General features: G+C 72.2%; 15 protein-coding genes. 8 read left to right on the forward strand and 7 right to left on the reverse strand.

Features of this window, described 5'->3' with window-relative positions; translation table 11 throughout:
* Positions 1–1743 (forward strand): methylmalonyl-CoA mutase (gene scpA, locus ACFE8Y_RS17525; protein WP_375465664.1); only part of this gene is annotated, 1743 nt, incomplete at its 5' end.
* 6 nt (positions 1744–1749) lie between these two features.
* Here scpA and ACFE8Y_RS17530 read toward each other — a convergent pair.
* Positions 1750–1953, reverse strand: a complete 204-nt coding sequence (locus ACFE8Y_RS17530; RefSeq protein WP_375465665.1) for a hypothetical protein — start codon at positions 1951–1953, stop codon at positions 1750–1752.
* A gap of 129 nt (positions 1954–2082) precedes the next feature.
* The gene (locus ACFE8Y_RS17535) at positions 2083–2220 is read right to left on the reverse strand and encodes a hypothetical protein (RefSeq protein WP_375465666.1); all 138 of its coding nucleotides are present in this window, start codon (positions 2218–2220) and stop codon (positions 2083–2085) included.
* A 155-nt stretch (positions 2221–2375) separates the two neighbouring features.
* On the opposite strand from ACFE8Y_RS17535, the gene ACFE8Y_RS17540 reads away from it, so the two are divergent.
* The 6 genes from ACFE8Y_RS17540 (at position 2376) to ACFE8Y_RS17565 (ending at position 7485) form a co-directional block, all read left to right on the forward strand.
* A complete protein-coding gene (locus ACFE8Y_RS17540; RefSeq protein WP_375465667.1) occupies positions 2376–2885 on the forward strand; it encodes a VOC family protein in 510 nt (169 codons plus the stop codon).
* Between the two features lie 88 nt (positions 2886–2973).
* Positions 2974–3588 carry a hypothetical protein gene (locus tag ACFE8Y_RS17545; RefSeq protein ID WP_375465668.1) on the forward strand — a complete coding sequence of 205 codons (615 nt, stop codon included), beginning with the start codon at positions 2974–2976 and terminating at the stop codon, positions 3586–3588.
* Positions 3575–3949, forward strand: a complete 375-nt coding sequence (locus ACFE8Y_RS17550) for a transcriptional regulator (RefSeq protein ID WP_375465669.1) — start codon at positions 3575–3577, stop codon at positions 3947–3949. Before ACFE8Y_RS17545 ends, ACFE8Y_RS17550 begins: the two co-directional genes overlap by 14 nt.
* A gap of 48 nt (positions 3950–3997) precedes the next feature.
* Positions 3998–4723: a di-trans,poly-cis-decaprenylcistransferase gene (locus tag ACFE8Y_RS17555; RefSeq protein ID WP_375465670.1), complete on the forward strand. Its 726-nt coding sequence runs from the start codon at positions 3998–4000 to the stop codon at positions 4721–4723.
* Between the two features lie 67 nt (positions 4724–4790).
* Complete coding sequence (locus tag ACFE8Y_RS17560) at positions 4791–5318, forward strand: ankyrin repeat domain-containing protein (RefSeq protein WP_375465671.1); 528 nt, start codon at positions 4791–4793, stop codon at positions 5316–5318.
* 391 nt (positions 5319–5709) lie between these two features.
* Positions 5710–7485 carry a pyrroloquinoline quinone-dependent dehydrogenase gene (locus ACFE8Y_RS17565; protein ID WP_375465672.1) on the forward strand — a complete coding sequence of 592 codons (1776 nt, stop codon included), beginning with the start codon at positions 5710–5712 and terminating at the stop codon, positions 7483–7485.
* A 37-nt stretch (positions 7486–7522) separates the two neighbouring features.
* On the opposite strand, the gene ACFE8Y_RS17570 is transcribed toward ACFE8Y_RS17565, so the two are convergent.
* The 5 genes from ACFE8Y_RS17570 to ACFE8Y_RS17590 form a co-directional block, all read right to left on the reverse strand.
* Positions 7523–7792 carry a hypothetical protein gene (locus ACFE8Y_RS17570; RefSeq protein WP_375465673.1) on the reverse strand — a complete coding sequence of 90 codons (270 nt, stop codon included), beginning with the start codon at positions 7790–7792 and terminating at the stop codon, positions 7523–7525.
* 73 nt (positions 7793–7865) lie between these two features.
* Entirely contained in the window at positions 7866–9134 is a 1269-nt protein-coding gene (locus tag ACFE8Y_RS17575; protein WP_375465674.1) for an O-antigen ligase family protein, read from the reverse strand.
* A 179-nt stretch (positions 9135–9313) separates the two neighbouring features.
* Complete coding sequence (locus ACFE8Y_RS17580) at positions 9314–10219, reverse strand: alpha/beta hydrolase (protein WP_375465675.1); 906 nt, start codon at positions 10217–10219, stop codon at positions 9314–9316.
* Positions 10220–10304: 85 nt separating this feature from the next.
* Positions 10305–11411 (reverse strand): lytic transglycosylase domain-containing protein, encoded by a 1107-nt coding sequence (locus tag ACFE8Y_RS17585; protein WP_375465676.1) that lies wholly within the window; start codon positions 11409–11411, stop codon positions 10305–10307.
* Positions 11412–11462: 51 nt separating this feature from the next.
* A complete protein-coding gene (locus ACFE8Y_RS17590) occupies positions 11463–12830 on the reverse strand; it encodes a CoA transferase (RefSeq protein ID WP_375465677.1) in 1368 nt (455 codons plus the stop codon).
* A 130-nt stretch (positions 12831–12960) separates the two neighbouring features.
* Here ACFE8Y_RS17590 and ACFE8Y_RS17595 point away from each other — a divergent pair.
* A partial coding sequence (locus ACFE8Y_RS17595) for an ATP-binding cassette domain-containing protein (protein ID WP_375465678.1) occupies positions 12961–13604 on the forward strand: 644 nt, incomplete at its 3' end.

Consider the following 13604-nt stretch of genomic DNA (forward strand, 5'->3'; position numbering starts at 1 on the left):
ACGCTGTTCTCCGGCATCCCGCTCGACGAGATGACCGTGTCGATGACGATGAACGGCGCGGTGCTGCCGATCCTCGCCCTCTACATCGTCGCCGCCGAGGAGCAGGGCGTGCCGCCCGAAAAGCTCGCCGGCACGATCCAGAACGACATCCTCAAGGAGTTCATGGTCCGCAACACCTACATCTACCCGCCCAAGGGCTCGATGCGGATCATCTCGGACATTTTTGCGTATACTTCGCGGAAGATGCCGAAGTTCAATTCCATTTCCATTTCCGGCTACCACATGCAGGAAGCCGGAGCCACGAACGATCTCGAACTCGCCTACACGCTCGCCGACGGCGTCGAGTACATCAAGGCGGGGCTGGCCGCGGGTCTCACCATCGACCAGTTCGCGCCGCGGCTGTCGTTCTTCTGGGCGATCTCGACGAACTTCTTCATGGAGGTCGCCAAGATGCGGGCCGCGCGCCTGATCTGGGCCAAGCTCGTGAAGGGGTTCGATCCGAAGTCGGAGAAGTCGCTGCCGCTGCGCACCCACTCGCAGACCAGCGGATGGTCGCTCACCGCGCAGGACGTGTTCAACAACGTCACCCGCACCTGCATCGAGGCGATGGCGGCGACCCAAGGCGGCACGCAGTCGCTCCACACCAACGCGCTCGACGAGGCGCTGGCCCTGCCGACGGATTTCTCCGCCCGGATCGCGCGCAACACCCAGCTCTTCCTTCAGCAGGAGAGCGGCACCACCCGCATCGTCGATCCCTGGGGCGGGTCGTACTACGTGGAGAAGCTCACCGCCGACATCGTGGCCCGCGCCTGGGAGCACCTCCGCGAGGTGGACGAACTCGGCGGCATGGCCAAGGCGATCGAGGCCGGCATCCCGAAGCTCCGGATCGAGGAGGCGGCGGCGCGCGCCCAGGCCCGGATCGATTCCGGCCGCCAGACCATCGTCGGCATCAACAAGTTCAAGCCCGACGACGAGACGAAGATCGAGTTGATGCGCGTCGACAACGGCAACGTCCGCACCCTCCAGATCGACAAGCTCAAGCGCCTGCGCTCGGAGCGGACCGAAGCGGACGTGACCGCCCGCCTCGACGCCCTAACGAAGGCGGCGGACGGGGAGGGCAACCTGCTCGAACTCGCGGTGGAAGCGGCGCGCGCCAAGGCGACGGTCGGCGAAATCTCGGATGCCTTGGAGAAGGCCTGGGGCCGGCACCGGGCCGAGATCCGTTCGATCTCGGGCGTGTACAAGCGGGAGGTGGGTGGCATGTCGCCGGCAGTCGAGACGGTCCGTCACCTCGTCGAGGCTTTTGAGGAGAGCGACGGGCGCAGGCCCCGCATCCTCGTCGCCAAGATGGGCCAGGACGGGCACGACCGCGGCCAGAAGGTGATCGCCTCGGCGTTCGCCGACCTCGGCTTCGACGTCGATATCGGGCCGCTCTTCGCCACGCCCGCGGAGGCCGCACGCCAAGCGGTGGAGAACGACGTGCACATCGTCGGCGTCTCCTCGCTCGCCGCCGGGCACCTCACGCTGGTGCCGGAGCTGAAGGCGGCGCTCGCCGAGCAGGGCCGCGAGGACGTGATGATCGTGATCGGCGGCGTGATCCCGCCGGCCGACTACGAGGCCCTGTACGCCGCCGGCGCCTCGGCGATCTTCCCGCCCGGCACAGTGATCGCAGAGGCCGCGGTCAAGCTGATCGCGGACCTGAACGCGCGGCTCGGATACGCGGCGCGGCAGGCGGCGGAGTAGTCGCCCTTAGTCCGCGGGCGTCTGCGCGGCCGGTCCCGGTACGCGCGGCGTGATCGAGCCGGTGGCCTCCGGGCCGCCGGCGCGGAGCGCGGCCTGAGCGGCGTGCTCCGCGTTCTGCCGGTCGAGCTTCTGAGCGGCCAGCAGCGCGCAGACCACGAGCAGGCCCACACCGAACACCGCCTTCGCCGTCGTCCAGATGCGCTCGATCATCCGGTCTCGTCGCACGCATCCGGTTAGCGGGATGACAACGGCGGGCCTTTTGCCGGAGGTCGGATGCGACCGCTTCGCAAGAGCAGGCGGGGAGCGTCGCCCTGCTCGCCCCGTCCTGCTTGCCCCGTCCTACTTGCCCTTCTTGCCGGCAGCCTTCACCGCCGTGCTGACCATGTCCTTCGTCGAGGGCGCGGCGGCATTGGTCTTGGTCACAACCTTCTTCGGCTTCTTCGTCTCGCGGTTTCCGCGCTTGTTCTCGGATGCCATCATTGCCTCCCACACAGGATTCGGCTCATGATGGCACGGATCGAACGAAGTCCGGCATGCAAAATACCCTTCGTCCGCCGCCGCATGATGTCGGCGTCGCCGGACTCCGGGGCGCAACCGCTCCGGCTCGGCACGAACACGGGGGGAGCACCGCGATGCCCGACGCGGCGACACCGGCGATCGATCCCGGCGTACGGATCGGCCACGTTCACCTCAAGGTCGCCGACCTCGACCGCGCACTCGGCTTCTATTGCGGGGTGCTGGGCTTCACCCTGATGCAGCGGTTCGGCGATCAGGCCGCCTTCGTCTCGGCCGGCGGCTACCACCACCACATCGGGCTGAACACCTGGGAGAGCGCGGGCGGGCGGGCGCCTGCGCCGGGAGCCACCGGCCTCTACCACCTCGCGGTGCTCTATCCGACGCGCGCGGCGCTCGCCGATGCGCTCGCGCGCCTCGACCGGGCCGGGCTCGCCCTGGACGGAGCGAGCGACCACGGCGTCAGCGAGGCCCTCTACCTGCGCGATCCCGACGGGAACGGCGTCGAGCTCTACTGGGACCGCCCGCGGGGCGACTGGCCCCGCGATGCGGACGGCGCTCTGCGGATGTTCACCCGCCGCCTCGACGTGGCCGCCCTCAGGACTGCCGGCGAGGACACCAAAAATTAAACTGCAGGTTGTAGTAATTCGCTTGCGACGATCGTGATGCCGGGATACTTTGCAATGCAAAGCATGATTCGGCCGCGGAGTGAGGCTCATGCACGACCTCGACAAGGCGTTGGCCGACATCGTCGCGATCCGTTCGCAGATCGCGCGGGACACCGCGTTCCGCGGGCTCGGTTCCGCAACCCTGGCGGCGACCGGTCTCCTGGCCCTGACGACGGCGAGCGGGCAGGCCTTGTGGCTCGGCGAGCCTACCGGCCGACCGATCCTGTTCTTCGGCCTCTGGATCGCGACGGCGCTCGCCGCCGCCGGCCTGATCGGCGTCGAGATGGTGCGGCGCTCGCGCCGCCTCCATTCGGGGCTGGCCGACGCGATGGTCTGGAACGCCATCGAAGGCTTCCTGCCCGCGGTCGGTGCCGGCGCCTGCCTCGCACTGGTGCTCGGGCGCTTCGCGCCGGACCAGATCTGGATGCTGCCCGGCCTGTGGCAGGTCCTGGTCGGCCTCGGCCTGTTCGCCTCCGCGCGCATCCTGCCCCGGGCGGTGCAGGGCGCCGGCGCGTGGTACCTGCTCGCGGGCCTCGCCGTGCTGGCGATGGGAAGCGAGTCGCACGCGCTCTCGCCCTGGCTGATGGGACTGCCCTTCGCCGTGGGGCAGGGATGGCTCGCGGTGATCATGCACGGCGCGGGAGGCCGCGATGGCGATTTCTGACCGGGCCGAGGGCCGCTTCTCCTACGACGGGCTCGACCGTGTCATCCACGAGAAGGCCCGGCTCAGCGTGCTGACCTCGCTCGCCGGCCACCCGAAGGGCCTGCCCTTCCCCGATCTCAAGCGGATGTGCGGGTTGACCGACGGCAACCTCAGCCGCCACCTCGCGGTGCTGCAGGAGGCCGATTTCGTCAGCCTGGAGAAGGGCCACGCCCACAACCGGCCGCAGACCCTGTGCCGTCTGACGCCTGCGGGCCGCACCCGGTTCCTCGACTACCTCGGCGTCCTGGAGCAGGTGGTGCGCGATGCCGCCAAGGCCGCCCGCGCTCCCGACGCCGCCCACCTGAACACCAAGCCGGCCTGAGGGCCGTCCGATACCCGTCCGCGCCGACACCCGTCCGGAGACTTTACGATGCAAAGCCAATCCCACCGCCGGCCGGGTCTGCACGCCGCGATCATCATGGACGGCAACGGGCGCTGGGCGACCCGGCGCGGCCTGCCGCGCGCCGCCGGCCACCGCACGGGCGTCGAGGCGATCCGGCGCACGGCCGAGGCCTGCCCCGACCTCGGGATCGGCACCCTGACCCTCTACGCCTTCTCCAGCGACAACTGGCAGCGGCCCGCCGACGAGGTCGGCGGCCTGATGCGGCTGCTGCGGGCGTACCTGCGCAACGAGACCGCGCGGCTTGCCCGCACCGGCACCCGCCTCAGCGTCGTCGGCCGCCGCGACCGGCTGCCCGCCGGCATCCCCGCGGCGATCGAGCGGGCCGAGGCCGCCACCGCCGCGGGCGAGAAGCTGCACCTGCGCATCGCCGTCGACTACTCCGCCCGCGACGCGATCCTGGCCGCCGCCGCGCGCCTAGCCGGCGAATCCGTCTCGCGCGAGGTGTTCGGCAAGCAGGTGACCGGCGCGATGCACGGCTCGCCCGTCGACGTCGATCTGCTGATCCGCACCGGCGGCGAGAAGCGCCTGTCCGACTTCATGCTGTGGGAGGCGGCCTACGCCGAGCTGCACTTCACCGAGCGGATGTGGCCCGACTTCGGCGAGGCGGATCTGGCCGCCGCGGTCGCCGAGTTCACCCGCCGCGACCGCCGGTTCGGGGCCCTGACGCCGCCGAAGGTTTCGGTCGCAGCCTGACCGGACTGGAAAGGTCGGGTCCCACGCGCCAGATCCGCGACAGGTTCCGCCCGTTCGAGTTCGCCGCATGCCCGACGCTGCCCCGCCCGTCCTCGACGACGCGACCCTGGCCTTCGCGGGCCGCGTCTTCCAGTACGCCCGGATGGGGCACGCGGCCGAACTCGCCGGCCTGTTCGGCCAGGGGTTGCCGGCCAACCTGCGCAACGACAAGGGCGACAGCCTGCTGATGCTCGCCGCCTACAACGGCCAAGTGGAGGCGACGCGGGTGATCCTGGAGGCCGGCGGCGATCCGGAACTCGCCAACGACCGCGGCCAGACCCCGCTCGCGGGCGCCGCGTTCAAGGGCGATGCGGCGGTCGCCACGCTGCTGCTCGCCCACGGCGCCGCGGTGGACGGGACCGGCGACGGCAGCCGCACCGCCCTGATGACCGCGGCGATGTTCGACCGCACCGAGATCGTCGCCCTGCTGCTGGCCCACGGCGCCGACCCGGATCTGCGCGATGCGGAGGGCCGGAGCGCAGCCGACATGGCGCGGGCGATGGGCGCGCAGGCCACGCCCGCCCAGCTCAACGCGGCGCCGCGGCCGGGTCCGTAATAGCCCGCGAAGTGGACGGAAGCCCGGTCCGCGCGTCCCTCTCCCCTTTAGCGGGAGAGGGTGGCCCGCGAGCCAAGTCGGGAGAGGGGAGCGCCGTATCCAGAGAACGCGCTCCCCTCTCCCGACCCCCGCTGACGCGAGGGGCCACCCTCCCTCGCTAAAGGGGGAGGGACGCGCTGTAAGGACCAAGGTCGGGAAGCGCTCTCCCGCCCCCGACGGATTTCGTCGGTTGACCCGATATGCCAAGCCTCCAGCGGCACCGCATCCGACGGCGGTCGCGGCACGCGATGCCGCTTGCGGTTGAAGCAGCGAACACGGACCAGTTGCCGTTCGACAGCCGGCGCCGGCGGCCGTAAGCCTGGCTTCAAGAAGATCTCGGGAGCGTTGCGCCATGTCGATCCCCCGCGCCCGCGTGCTCGCGGCCCTGTCGGCCTTCGTCCTCGCCGGTCCGGCCCGGGCGGCCGACGCGCCGGGCGAGTGGCCGATGTTCGGCCACGACCATTCCCACCGGAATTTCTCCGCGCTCTCGGCGATCGACCGCGGCAACGTCGCGCGCCTGCGCCCGGCCTGGGTGTTCCAGACCGGCGTGACCGGCTACTTCCAGGCGCAGCCCGTCATGGTCGACGGGACGCTCTACCTCTCGACCACCCAGAACAACGTCGCCGCGCTCGACGCCCGCACCGGCCGCGTGCTGTGGACCTACGCGCACAAGGCCCGCACCGAGAAGATCTTCGGGCCGCCCTCGAACCGCGGCGTCGCCGTCTCCGGCGGCCTCGTGTTCCAGGCGACCATGGACGGCCGGGTGATCGCGCTCGACGCCAAGTCCGGTCGCGTTGTGTGGGACACCGAGGCGGTGCGCCCGGAGGAGGGCGAGTCGGAGACCGCCTCGGGGCTGACGGCCCAGCTCGGCGGCAGGCCGGTTCAGGGATCGAGCCGGCTCGGCTTCAAGATGCCGCCGCTGGTGGCCGAGGGCCTCGTCATCGTCGGCGTCAGCGGGGCCGGCTACGGCCTCCACGTCGAGGATGAGAAGGGCGGCCTCGACGGCGGTTCGGTGGTCGGCATCGAGGGCGGATACGGCCGGCGCGGGTGGCTGGCCGCCTACGACGCGAAGACCGGCGCGGAGCGCTGGCGCTGGTACGTCACCAAGGCGGACGGCTGGGAGGGCGACTACGTCGAGCGGACCGCCGACGGCGTCCCGCTGCACCGGGACGTCGCGGCTGAGCGGGCGGCGGCCCCCGCCAACCGTGAGGCGTGGCGCGTCGGCGGCGGCTCGCTGTGGATGACGCCGGCCTTCGATGCCGATCTCGGCCTGATCTACGTCGGCACCGGCAACCCGGCGCCGCAGAATTTCGGCCTCTCGCGCCCGGGCGACAACCTCTACACCATGAGCCTCGTGGCGCTCGACGCGCGCACGGGGATTCTGCGCTGGTACTACCAGCAGGTGCCGCACGACGAGTGGGGCTACGACGTGGCGAGCCCCCCCTTCCTCCTCGACCTCAAGGGCGCGGCCGGCACGGTGAAGGCGGTAGCCTCGGCGAGCAAGACCGGATGGATCTACGTCCACGATCGCGCAACGGGGGCGCTGCTGGAGCGATCCGCCCCCCTGATCGACCAGAAGAACCTGTACGCGCCGCCGAGCGCGGGGGGCACGGTCGTGGCGCCCGGGCCGCTCGGCGCGGTGTCCTGGCCTCCGACGGCCTACGATGCGGGAAGCGGGCTCGCCTACGCGCAGGTCCGGCACGGGGGCACGACCTACACGGTCAAGACCGTGCCGGGCGGTCCCGGCCGGCCCGAGATCCGCTACACCGAGACCGGCGAGGCCAGGGGAGAGCCGAGCTTCAGCACCCTGACGGCGGTGGATCTGGCCGGAGGCGGCGCCATCGCGTGGTCGGCGCGCTCGGAGAGCCGGCTCGCGGGCGGCACCCTCGCCACGGCCGGCGGCCTCGTCTTCTCGGGCGAGGAGGACGGCCACCTCGACGCGCACGACGCCGGGACCGGCAAGATCCTGTGGCGCTTCCAGTGCGGCGCCGGCATCAGCGGGCCGGCGATCACCTACAGCCTCGACGGCCGGCAATACGTGGCGGTGGCGGCCGGCGGCTCGTCCTTTACCAAGGCCTCGGGCTTCGGCACGGGCGACGCCCTCGTGGTCTTCTCGCTTCCCGATTGAGCGCGAGGCCGGTTCTTCGGCCGCCCCCGAGCCTCGGTCACGCCAAGTCGGTCTTCGGCCGGGCCTGGAGGATCGCCGCGCGCACGAAGGGCCGCTTCAGGGCCGCGCCCACGTCGGAGCGACCCGTGAACACCCGCGCCCCCTGGTGGTTGCGCACCGCCTTGACGAGGTTCAGCCGGTGGCCGGACCGGAAGACGAACACCGGCGGCAACGGGCTGGCCATGAACGCGTCGACGGCCGCATCCACCTCCTCGTCGGCGATGCGGCGGGACGTACAGAGGTCGCCGACGGTCTGGAAATCCATCATGCGCCTCAGGTAGGGCACCGAGGCCGGATGTGTCTGCCGTGCCGCGGCCGAACCCGGGCGGGATCGCTCCGGTTCAATCCGGCGCCAGCCGGTTGCGGGTGCGCAGGCGCAGGCCGAACACCGCCATCATGAACATGCAGCAGGTGGCGTTGTTGCCGTTGTAGAGCACCGTCTCGAACGAGGCCGAGGCGAGGCCGAGGAACCACAGCCGCACGAACAGCATCGTCGCCGGATCGAGGTCGCGTCCGCCCGCGACCGCCTGGATGTCGCGCAGCGGCATCAGCATGACGGCGACGAGCGTCAGTACGAGGCCGGGCAGGCCCATCATCAGCGCGGTGTCGAGGTAGGCGTTGTGAGCGTGGTTGGCCGTGTTGACCCAGCTCAGTTGCTCGGAGCCGGCGTACATCGTCCGCTCCGTCATCCAGAACGCGCCGTAGCCCCATCCGCGCAGCGGGCGGATCAGGATGTTGTCGAGCGCGAACGCCCAGATCTCGTTGCGGCCGGTGAAGGTCGCGTCGGTCATCACCGCGCCGAGCCGGTCCTGGATCGCCGGCACCACGACCGAGCCGATCGAGACCAGCGAGAACACGACCACCGGGCCGAGCAGGAGCAGGGTTCGAGAGAGGGTCCCGCGGAACACGCGGCAGAGCGCGGTGATCGCCAGGATGACCGGCGCGAGCAGCAGCGCCGTCTTCGACCCGGCGGCGACGAGGAACCCGGCCGCCAGCAGCACGACGAGCCATCCGAGGACGCGGCTGGCCGCCGCCGCGACGTAGAGGCCGACGATGACGAGGATCACCATCGCCGCGCCGGCCTCGTTCTTGTGCGGGAAGATGCCCCGCCACAGGCCGGGATGGCTCGGATCGGAGTTCACGTCGAAGCCCGAGTGGATCGCGAGGTTCGGGACGAGCGCCACCGCGGCGTAGGAGGCGAGCAGGATCACCAGTGCGCTTCCGCCCAGCGTCAGGGCGAACTGGCGCGGCGAGCGGGCCACGACGAGGAGTCCGGCCGAGAGCATCGCCGCGATCGCCAGCAGCATCGCGCGGCGGATCGACAGGCTCGGCTCGATCGAGGCGAGCACGGTCACACCGAGCCAGCCCGCGCACAGACCGAGCGGCCACGTCGCCAGCGGACGAAGGCGCTCGGGGCCGAGGCGCCGCAGCGCCGCGGCCATCGCCAGGGCGAGGATCGCGAAGGTCGCCTGCGTCGGCGCGCTGCCGTCCTCGGACGCTTCCAGCAGGGAGCGGCTGGCGAGATCCTGGAACCAGAGGTGGTTCCACAGGACGACGAGGACGGCACCGTTCAGCAGCACGCGCATCCAGTCGGGCATGTCGCGCGCCACGGGCGCAGCGATCGCCGGCCCCCGTACCCGTCCGATCTGAGAGGCGAGGCCTGAAGCCGATGACACGAAGGTTTTCCGTCGGTGGTGCCGCCGCAGCGTAGTTCGGAACCGGTATCCGGGTCACGGCAATCGGCCGTGGCAGACCGCTTATCCGCCGGTAACCTTGCCGCCGAACGAAATCAGCGCCGACCCTGGGTCACCTGCTGCCGGGTCGTAGCCTGCGCCTTGAGGAATGCCGCCATCTCGGCGAGTTCCGGCGCCTTGGAGCGGAAGGTGACGGACAGCGCCAGCAGCGTGTCGGCGTGGTCGAGGCCCGGGTAGATCCGCTCCTGCACCGGTACGCGGGCCGCGCGCAGCCTCTCGGCCAGGCTGCGCGTGTTGCGCGGGCGCACGGTGGTGTCGTTCTCGCCCGTGGCGAGGAAGGCCGGCGGGGCGTTCGGTCCGGCGAAGCTCACGGGCTGGGTCGCGGCCGCGTCGGGCGCCTGCCCGAACACCTTGATCGTGGTGTCCTGGTCGAAGGGCAGGAAGTCGTAGGGGCCAGACAGCCCGGCCACCGCGCGGATCGCCTTCGGATCGACGCCCGCCGCCCCGAGATAGCGCGCGTCGAGCCCGAGCATCACCGCGTTGTAGGCGCCCGCCGAGTGCCCGGCGAGCACGATCCGGCGCGGGTCGCCGCCGTAGGCGGCGATGTTGTCCCGCACCCAGGCGATCGCGGCGGCGCCGTCCTCCAGGAAGCCCGGGAACGGCGCCTCCGGGTAGAGGCGGTAGTCCGGGAGCACCGTGACGAAGCCCTGCGCGGCCAGCGCCTGCCCAACGAAGGCGTAGTCGTCCTTCGACCCGCCCTGCCACGAGCCGCCGTAGAAGAACACCAGCACCGGCGTGGTCCCGGCGGCGGCCACGGGCACGTAGACGTCGAGCCGCCGACGCGGCCCTTCGCCGAACGGTGCGTCGCGCAGGGCCAGCCGACCGCCGGCATCGCGCGGGCCGATCGCGTCGAACAGCGCGAGCGGCGAGCAGGCGGTGATCCCGAAGGCGGCGAGCGCGAGGCAGGCGAGGCTGGTGAGAGCCTTGAAGACGCGTGTCATCCGAGTCCCGGTGGATTGTCCCGGGCAGATGGCGCGCCGCTCGGGGCCGTTTCATGACCAGGACCGGATGCCGTCCCGGCACCGGTCACGTCCGCAGGACGATGCAGGCGCCGCCGACGCCGCGAATCCGCCCGCACAGGGCATCCGCCGCCTGCCGGCTCTCCGCGGGGATGCGAATGCGGTAGAACGCCCGGGTGCCGCGGTTGCGCAGGCGCGTGCCGACGATCATCGGGCGCACCTCGCCGATCACGCGGGCGTAGGTCGCGCGCGTCCGCGAGAAGCTCCGGAGGGCCAGGGACTTCGAGAAGTTCCCGGCAAGCTGGATGCCCCAGGGCGCCGCCGGCCCCTCGTTGAGGTTCAACGCGAAGCGGTCGCCGCGCGACGGGATGCGCAGGGACGCGGTGACCCGCAGGCACGATTGCGACGCTTCGGGCGGCGGATCGGTCCTGGCGGGCTCCGCCGGCTTCGACGCCGGCTTGCCGTCGCCGCCCTCGACCGGGCCGATCTCGACCTGCGAAGCGCCGCCGCGCCAATCCTCGGCCGGTGCGCCGGTGATCGCGAGCACGTAGGCCCGGGTCTCCGCCGGCAGGCCGCCGCTGCCGGCGAGCCAGCCCGTGACGCGCCCCGCCCCGCCGTTGTAGGCGGCGGCGGCGAGCCCGAGGTTGCCGAACTGCCGCCTGAGGTCGGCCAGCAGGTGCGCCGCGTGCGGGATCGCCTGCTCCGGGTCGAACGGATCGGTCAGGCCGCGCTCGCGCGCCGTTCCGGGCATGAACTGCGCCACCCCTTGCGCGCCCACCGGGCTGACCACGCCGACGCGAAACGCGCTCTCCCGCCAGATCAGCCGGGTCAGGAACGGCACCGGCAGTCCGCGGTCCTTGGCCGACCCCTCGATGAGCCGGCAGAGCGCCTGCTCGACGGTCTCGGTCGCGCCCTCGGACGGTGCGGCCCGTGCGGGGGCGGCAGGCAGGGCTGCGAATGAAAGGGCGGCGAGTGACAGGATGGCGCGCGCGAGGGCGGGCGACGGGCCGTCACTGATCCGGCGCGGATGCGAACCGGGGCTCGGGCAAGGAGGGCCCGCCGCGGGGCGCGAGGCCGGAGACGTCCCGCTGCGCACCTCGCCCCGTGCCGGCATGGGAAAGGGCGCGGCGCGGCACTGCGCGAGGTCGCGCGGGCAGACGAGGGTGCGGATCACGGGCAGGTTGTAGCGTGGCGCCGCTCACGATCAATCCGCCGCCATCCCGCGTCATGGCCAAATCGCGGAGTCGCTGCCGAGCCGCCGGGCGGGCAGGTCCCAGCGCATCGCGGCACCGTCGACCGCGAGCGGCGGCCGGAGGCGCCGCGCGGCGCCCCACGCGGTCGGTTCGAGGCCGGAGGCGGCGTCGGAGCCGATATCCGGTGCGAGGTCGGCGCCGGCCTCGGCGCGACCGGCATCGAGGAGAAGCTTGGCGGTCCTTGCGAGCGACAGGCGGGCGCTCCCTGCGCGGCCAGTTTTCAAACGGTCGTGGGTGAGGTGGATCGCCGTCGCCGCGAGGATGTAGCCGGTGGCGTGGTCCAACGCCTGGACGGGGAGGGGAACCGGCCCGTCGGCGCCGCGCCAGTCCTGGCCCGCCCGCGCGATGCCGCTGCTCATCTGCACGAGGCTGTCGAAGCCGCGCCGGCCGGCCCACGGGCCGCTCCAGCCGTAGGCGTCGAGGCACACGTCGATCAGCCCGGGCGCCAGCGCGCGGCGCGCAGCGGCACCGTAGCCGAGCCGGTCGAGGGCGTCGGGACGATAGCCGTGCAGCAGGAGGTCGGCGGCGCCGAGCAGCGCCTCGAAGGTGGCGCGATCCTCGGCCCGCCTCAGGTCGAGCCGGGCGCAGCGCTTGCCCAAGGTCACGTCAGGCTCCAGGCCGGGCTCGTGCCAGTCCGGCGGATCGATCCGCAGCACCGCGGCGCCGTAGCCGGCCAGGAACCGGGTCGCCACCGGCCCGGCGAGCACCCGCGTCAGGTCGAGGACGCGCAGGCCCGCGAGCGGTCTACCGGGCTGCGGTCGCCATCCGGACGGCGTGTCCCCTCCCGCCTCGGTGAGGGCGACGAGCGGCTCGGCCGCGACGGCCATCCCTTGCGGATGCGCCAGCCATTCCGCGGCCGTGCGCATCTCAGCGGCGCAGCCGCCCTCGGCGACGATCGCCGCCTCCAGCGCCCCCTTGTCCCAGCCGGCGACCGCGGCGGCCATCCCGTCGCGGTCTCCCTGCGGCCCGAGGATGCGCTCGGCCGCCCGCCGGTGGTGCAGCGCGTTGGTGTGGAGCCGGATCCAGCCGTCCCGCGTCCGGTAATCGCCCGCGACCGGGTCCCACGGGGCCGGCAGCCCCCAGCCGACCGGACGGATCGACGCGCCGAACCAGAGCGAGGCGAGGCGCCGGTCGACCGTGACGGTCGGCGGCGTGCCGGAGCCCGCGCCGACGAGACGGGCCAGCGCCAGCCCCGCGGCGGCGATCGAGCCGGCGGCGAAGTCCGTCACCGGGAACGCCGAGGGCAGTCCGCCGAGGCCGGTGAAGACCGCGATCCCGGCGTCCGCGTCGCCGAGCGCCGCCGAGATCGCGCGCGAGAAAGCCTCGGCCGTCGCCGCCATTACCAGTGATCCCTTGCCGCGATCCCTTGCCGCGATCCCTCGCCGTCCGTCCTACGGGTCGGCGGTTCGCCGTCCGGGCCCGCGCGCGCTATAGAGGGCTGGCGCCCCCGACACCCGATGAACGCGATTGATGCCCGAGCCGCTGCTCTCCGTCGAGGATCTCTCCGTCGCCTTCCGCTCCCGCGAGGGCGAAAGCCTCGCCGTCGACCGGATCGGATTCGCGATCGCGCCCGGCGAGACCCTGGCGCTCGTTGGCGAATCCGGCTCGGGCAAGTCCGTCACCGCGCTCTCGATCCTGCGGCTCCTCGACGGCGCGGCGCATCATCCGAGCGGGCGCATCGTGTTCAAGGGGCGCGACCTCCTCGCCCTGCCCGAGCGCGCGATGCGGTCCGTGCGCGGCGCCGACATCACCATGGTGTTCCAGGAGCCGATGACCTCGCTCAACCCGCTCCACACGATCGAGCGGCAGATCGGCGAGGTTTTGGGGTTGCACCGCGGCCTCTCCGGCAGGAAAGCCCGCGCGCGCATCCTCGAACTGCTCGAACTCGTCGGGCTGCGCGACGCCGCCCGCCGCATGGGCGCCTATCCGCACGAGCTGTCCGGCGGGCAGCGGCAGCGGGTGATGATCGCGATGGCGCTGGCCTGCGAGCCGGACCTGCTCGTCGCCGACGAGCCGACGACGGCCCTCGACGTGACCGTGCAGGCGCAGATCCTCTCGCTGCTGGCCGACCTGCAGAAGCGGCTCGGCATGGCGATGCTGTTCATCACCCACGA

The organism is uncultured Methylobacterium sp. (assembly GCF_964242245.1).
Lineage (GTDB): Bacteria > Pseudomonadota > Alphaproteobacteria > Rhizobiales > Beijerinckiaceae > Methylobacterium.

What these genes read in the sequence shown, in the direction of transcription:
- ACFE8Y_RS17535 (WP_375465666.1), bottom strand. Translation starts at nt 2,220, where the DNA reads ATGGCATCCGAGAACAAGCGCGGAAACCGCGAGACGAAGAAGCCGAAG.
- ACFE8Y_RS17590 (WP_375465677.1), bottom strand. Translation starts at nt 12,830, where the DNA reads ATGGCGGCGACGGCCGAGGCTTTCTCGCGCGCGATCTCGGCGGCGCTC.
- ACFE8Y_RS17560 (WP_375465671.1), top strand. Translation starts at nt 4,791, where the DNA reads ATGCCCGACGCTGCCCCGCCCGTCCTCGACGACGCGACCCTGGCCTTC.
- ACFE8Y_RS17555 (WP_375465670.1), top strand. Translation starts at nt 3,998, where the DNA reads ATGCAAAGCCAATCCCACCGCCGGCCGGGTCTGCACGCCGCGATCATC.
- ACFE8Y_RS17530 (WP_375465665.1), bottom strand. Translation starts at nt 1,953, where the DNA reads ATGATCGAGCGCATCTGGACGACGGCGAAGGCGGTGTTCGGTGTGGGC.
- ACFE8Y_RS17580 (WP_375465675.1), bottom strand. Translation starts at nt 10,219, where the DNA reads ATGACACGCGTCTTCAAGGCTCTCACCAGCCTCGCCTGCCTCGCGCTC.
- ACFE8Y_RS17540 (WP_375465667.1), top strand. Translation starts at nt 2,376, where the DNA reads ATGCCCGACGCGGCGACACCGGCGATCGATCCCGGCGTACGGATCGGC.
- ACFE8Y_RS17570 (WP_375465673.1), bottom strand. Translation starts at nt 7,792, where the DNA reads ATGATGGATTTCCAGACCGTCGGCGACCTCTGTACGTCCCGCCGCATC.
- ACFE8Y_RS17545 (WP_375465668.1), top strand. Translation starts at nt 2,974, where the DNA reads ATGCACGACCTCGACAAGGCGTTGGCCGACATCGTCGCGATCCGTTCG.
- ACFE8Y_RS17550 (WP_375465669.1), top strand. Translation starts at nt 3,575, where the DNA reads ATGGCGATTTCTGACCGGGCCGAGGGCCGCTTCTCCTACGACGGGCTC.
- ACFE8Y_RS17565 (WP_375465672.1), top strand. Translation starts at nt 5,710, where the DNA reads ATGTCGATCCCCCGCGCCCGCGTGCTCGCGGCCCTGTCGGCCTTCGTC.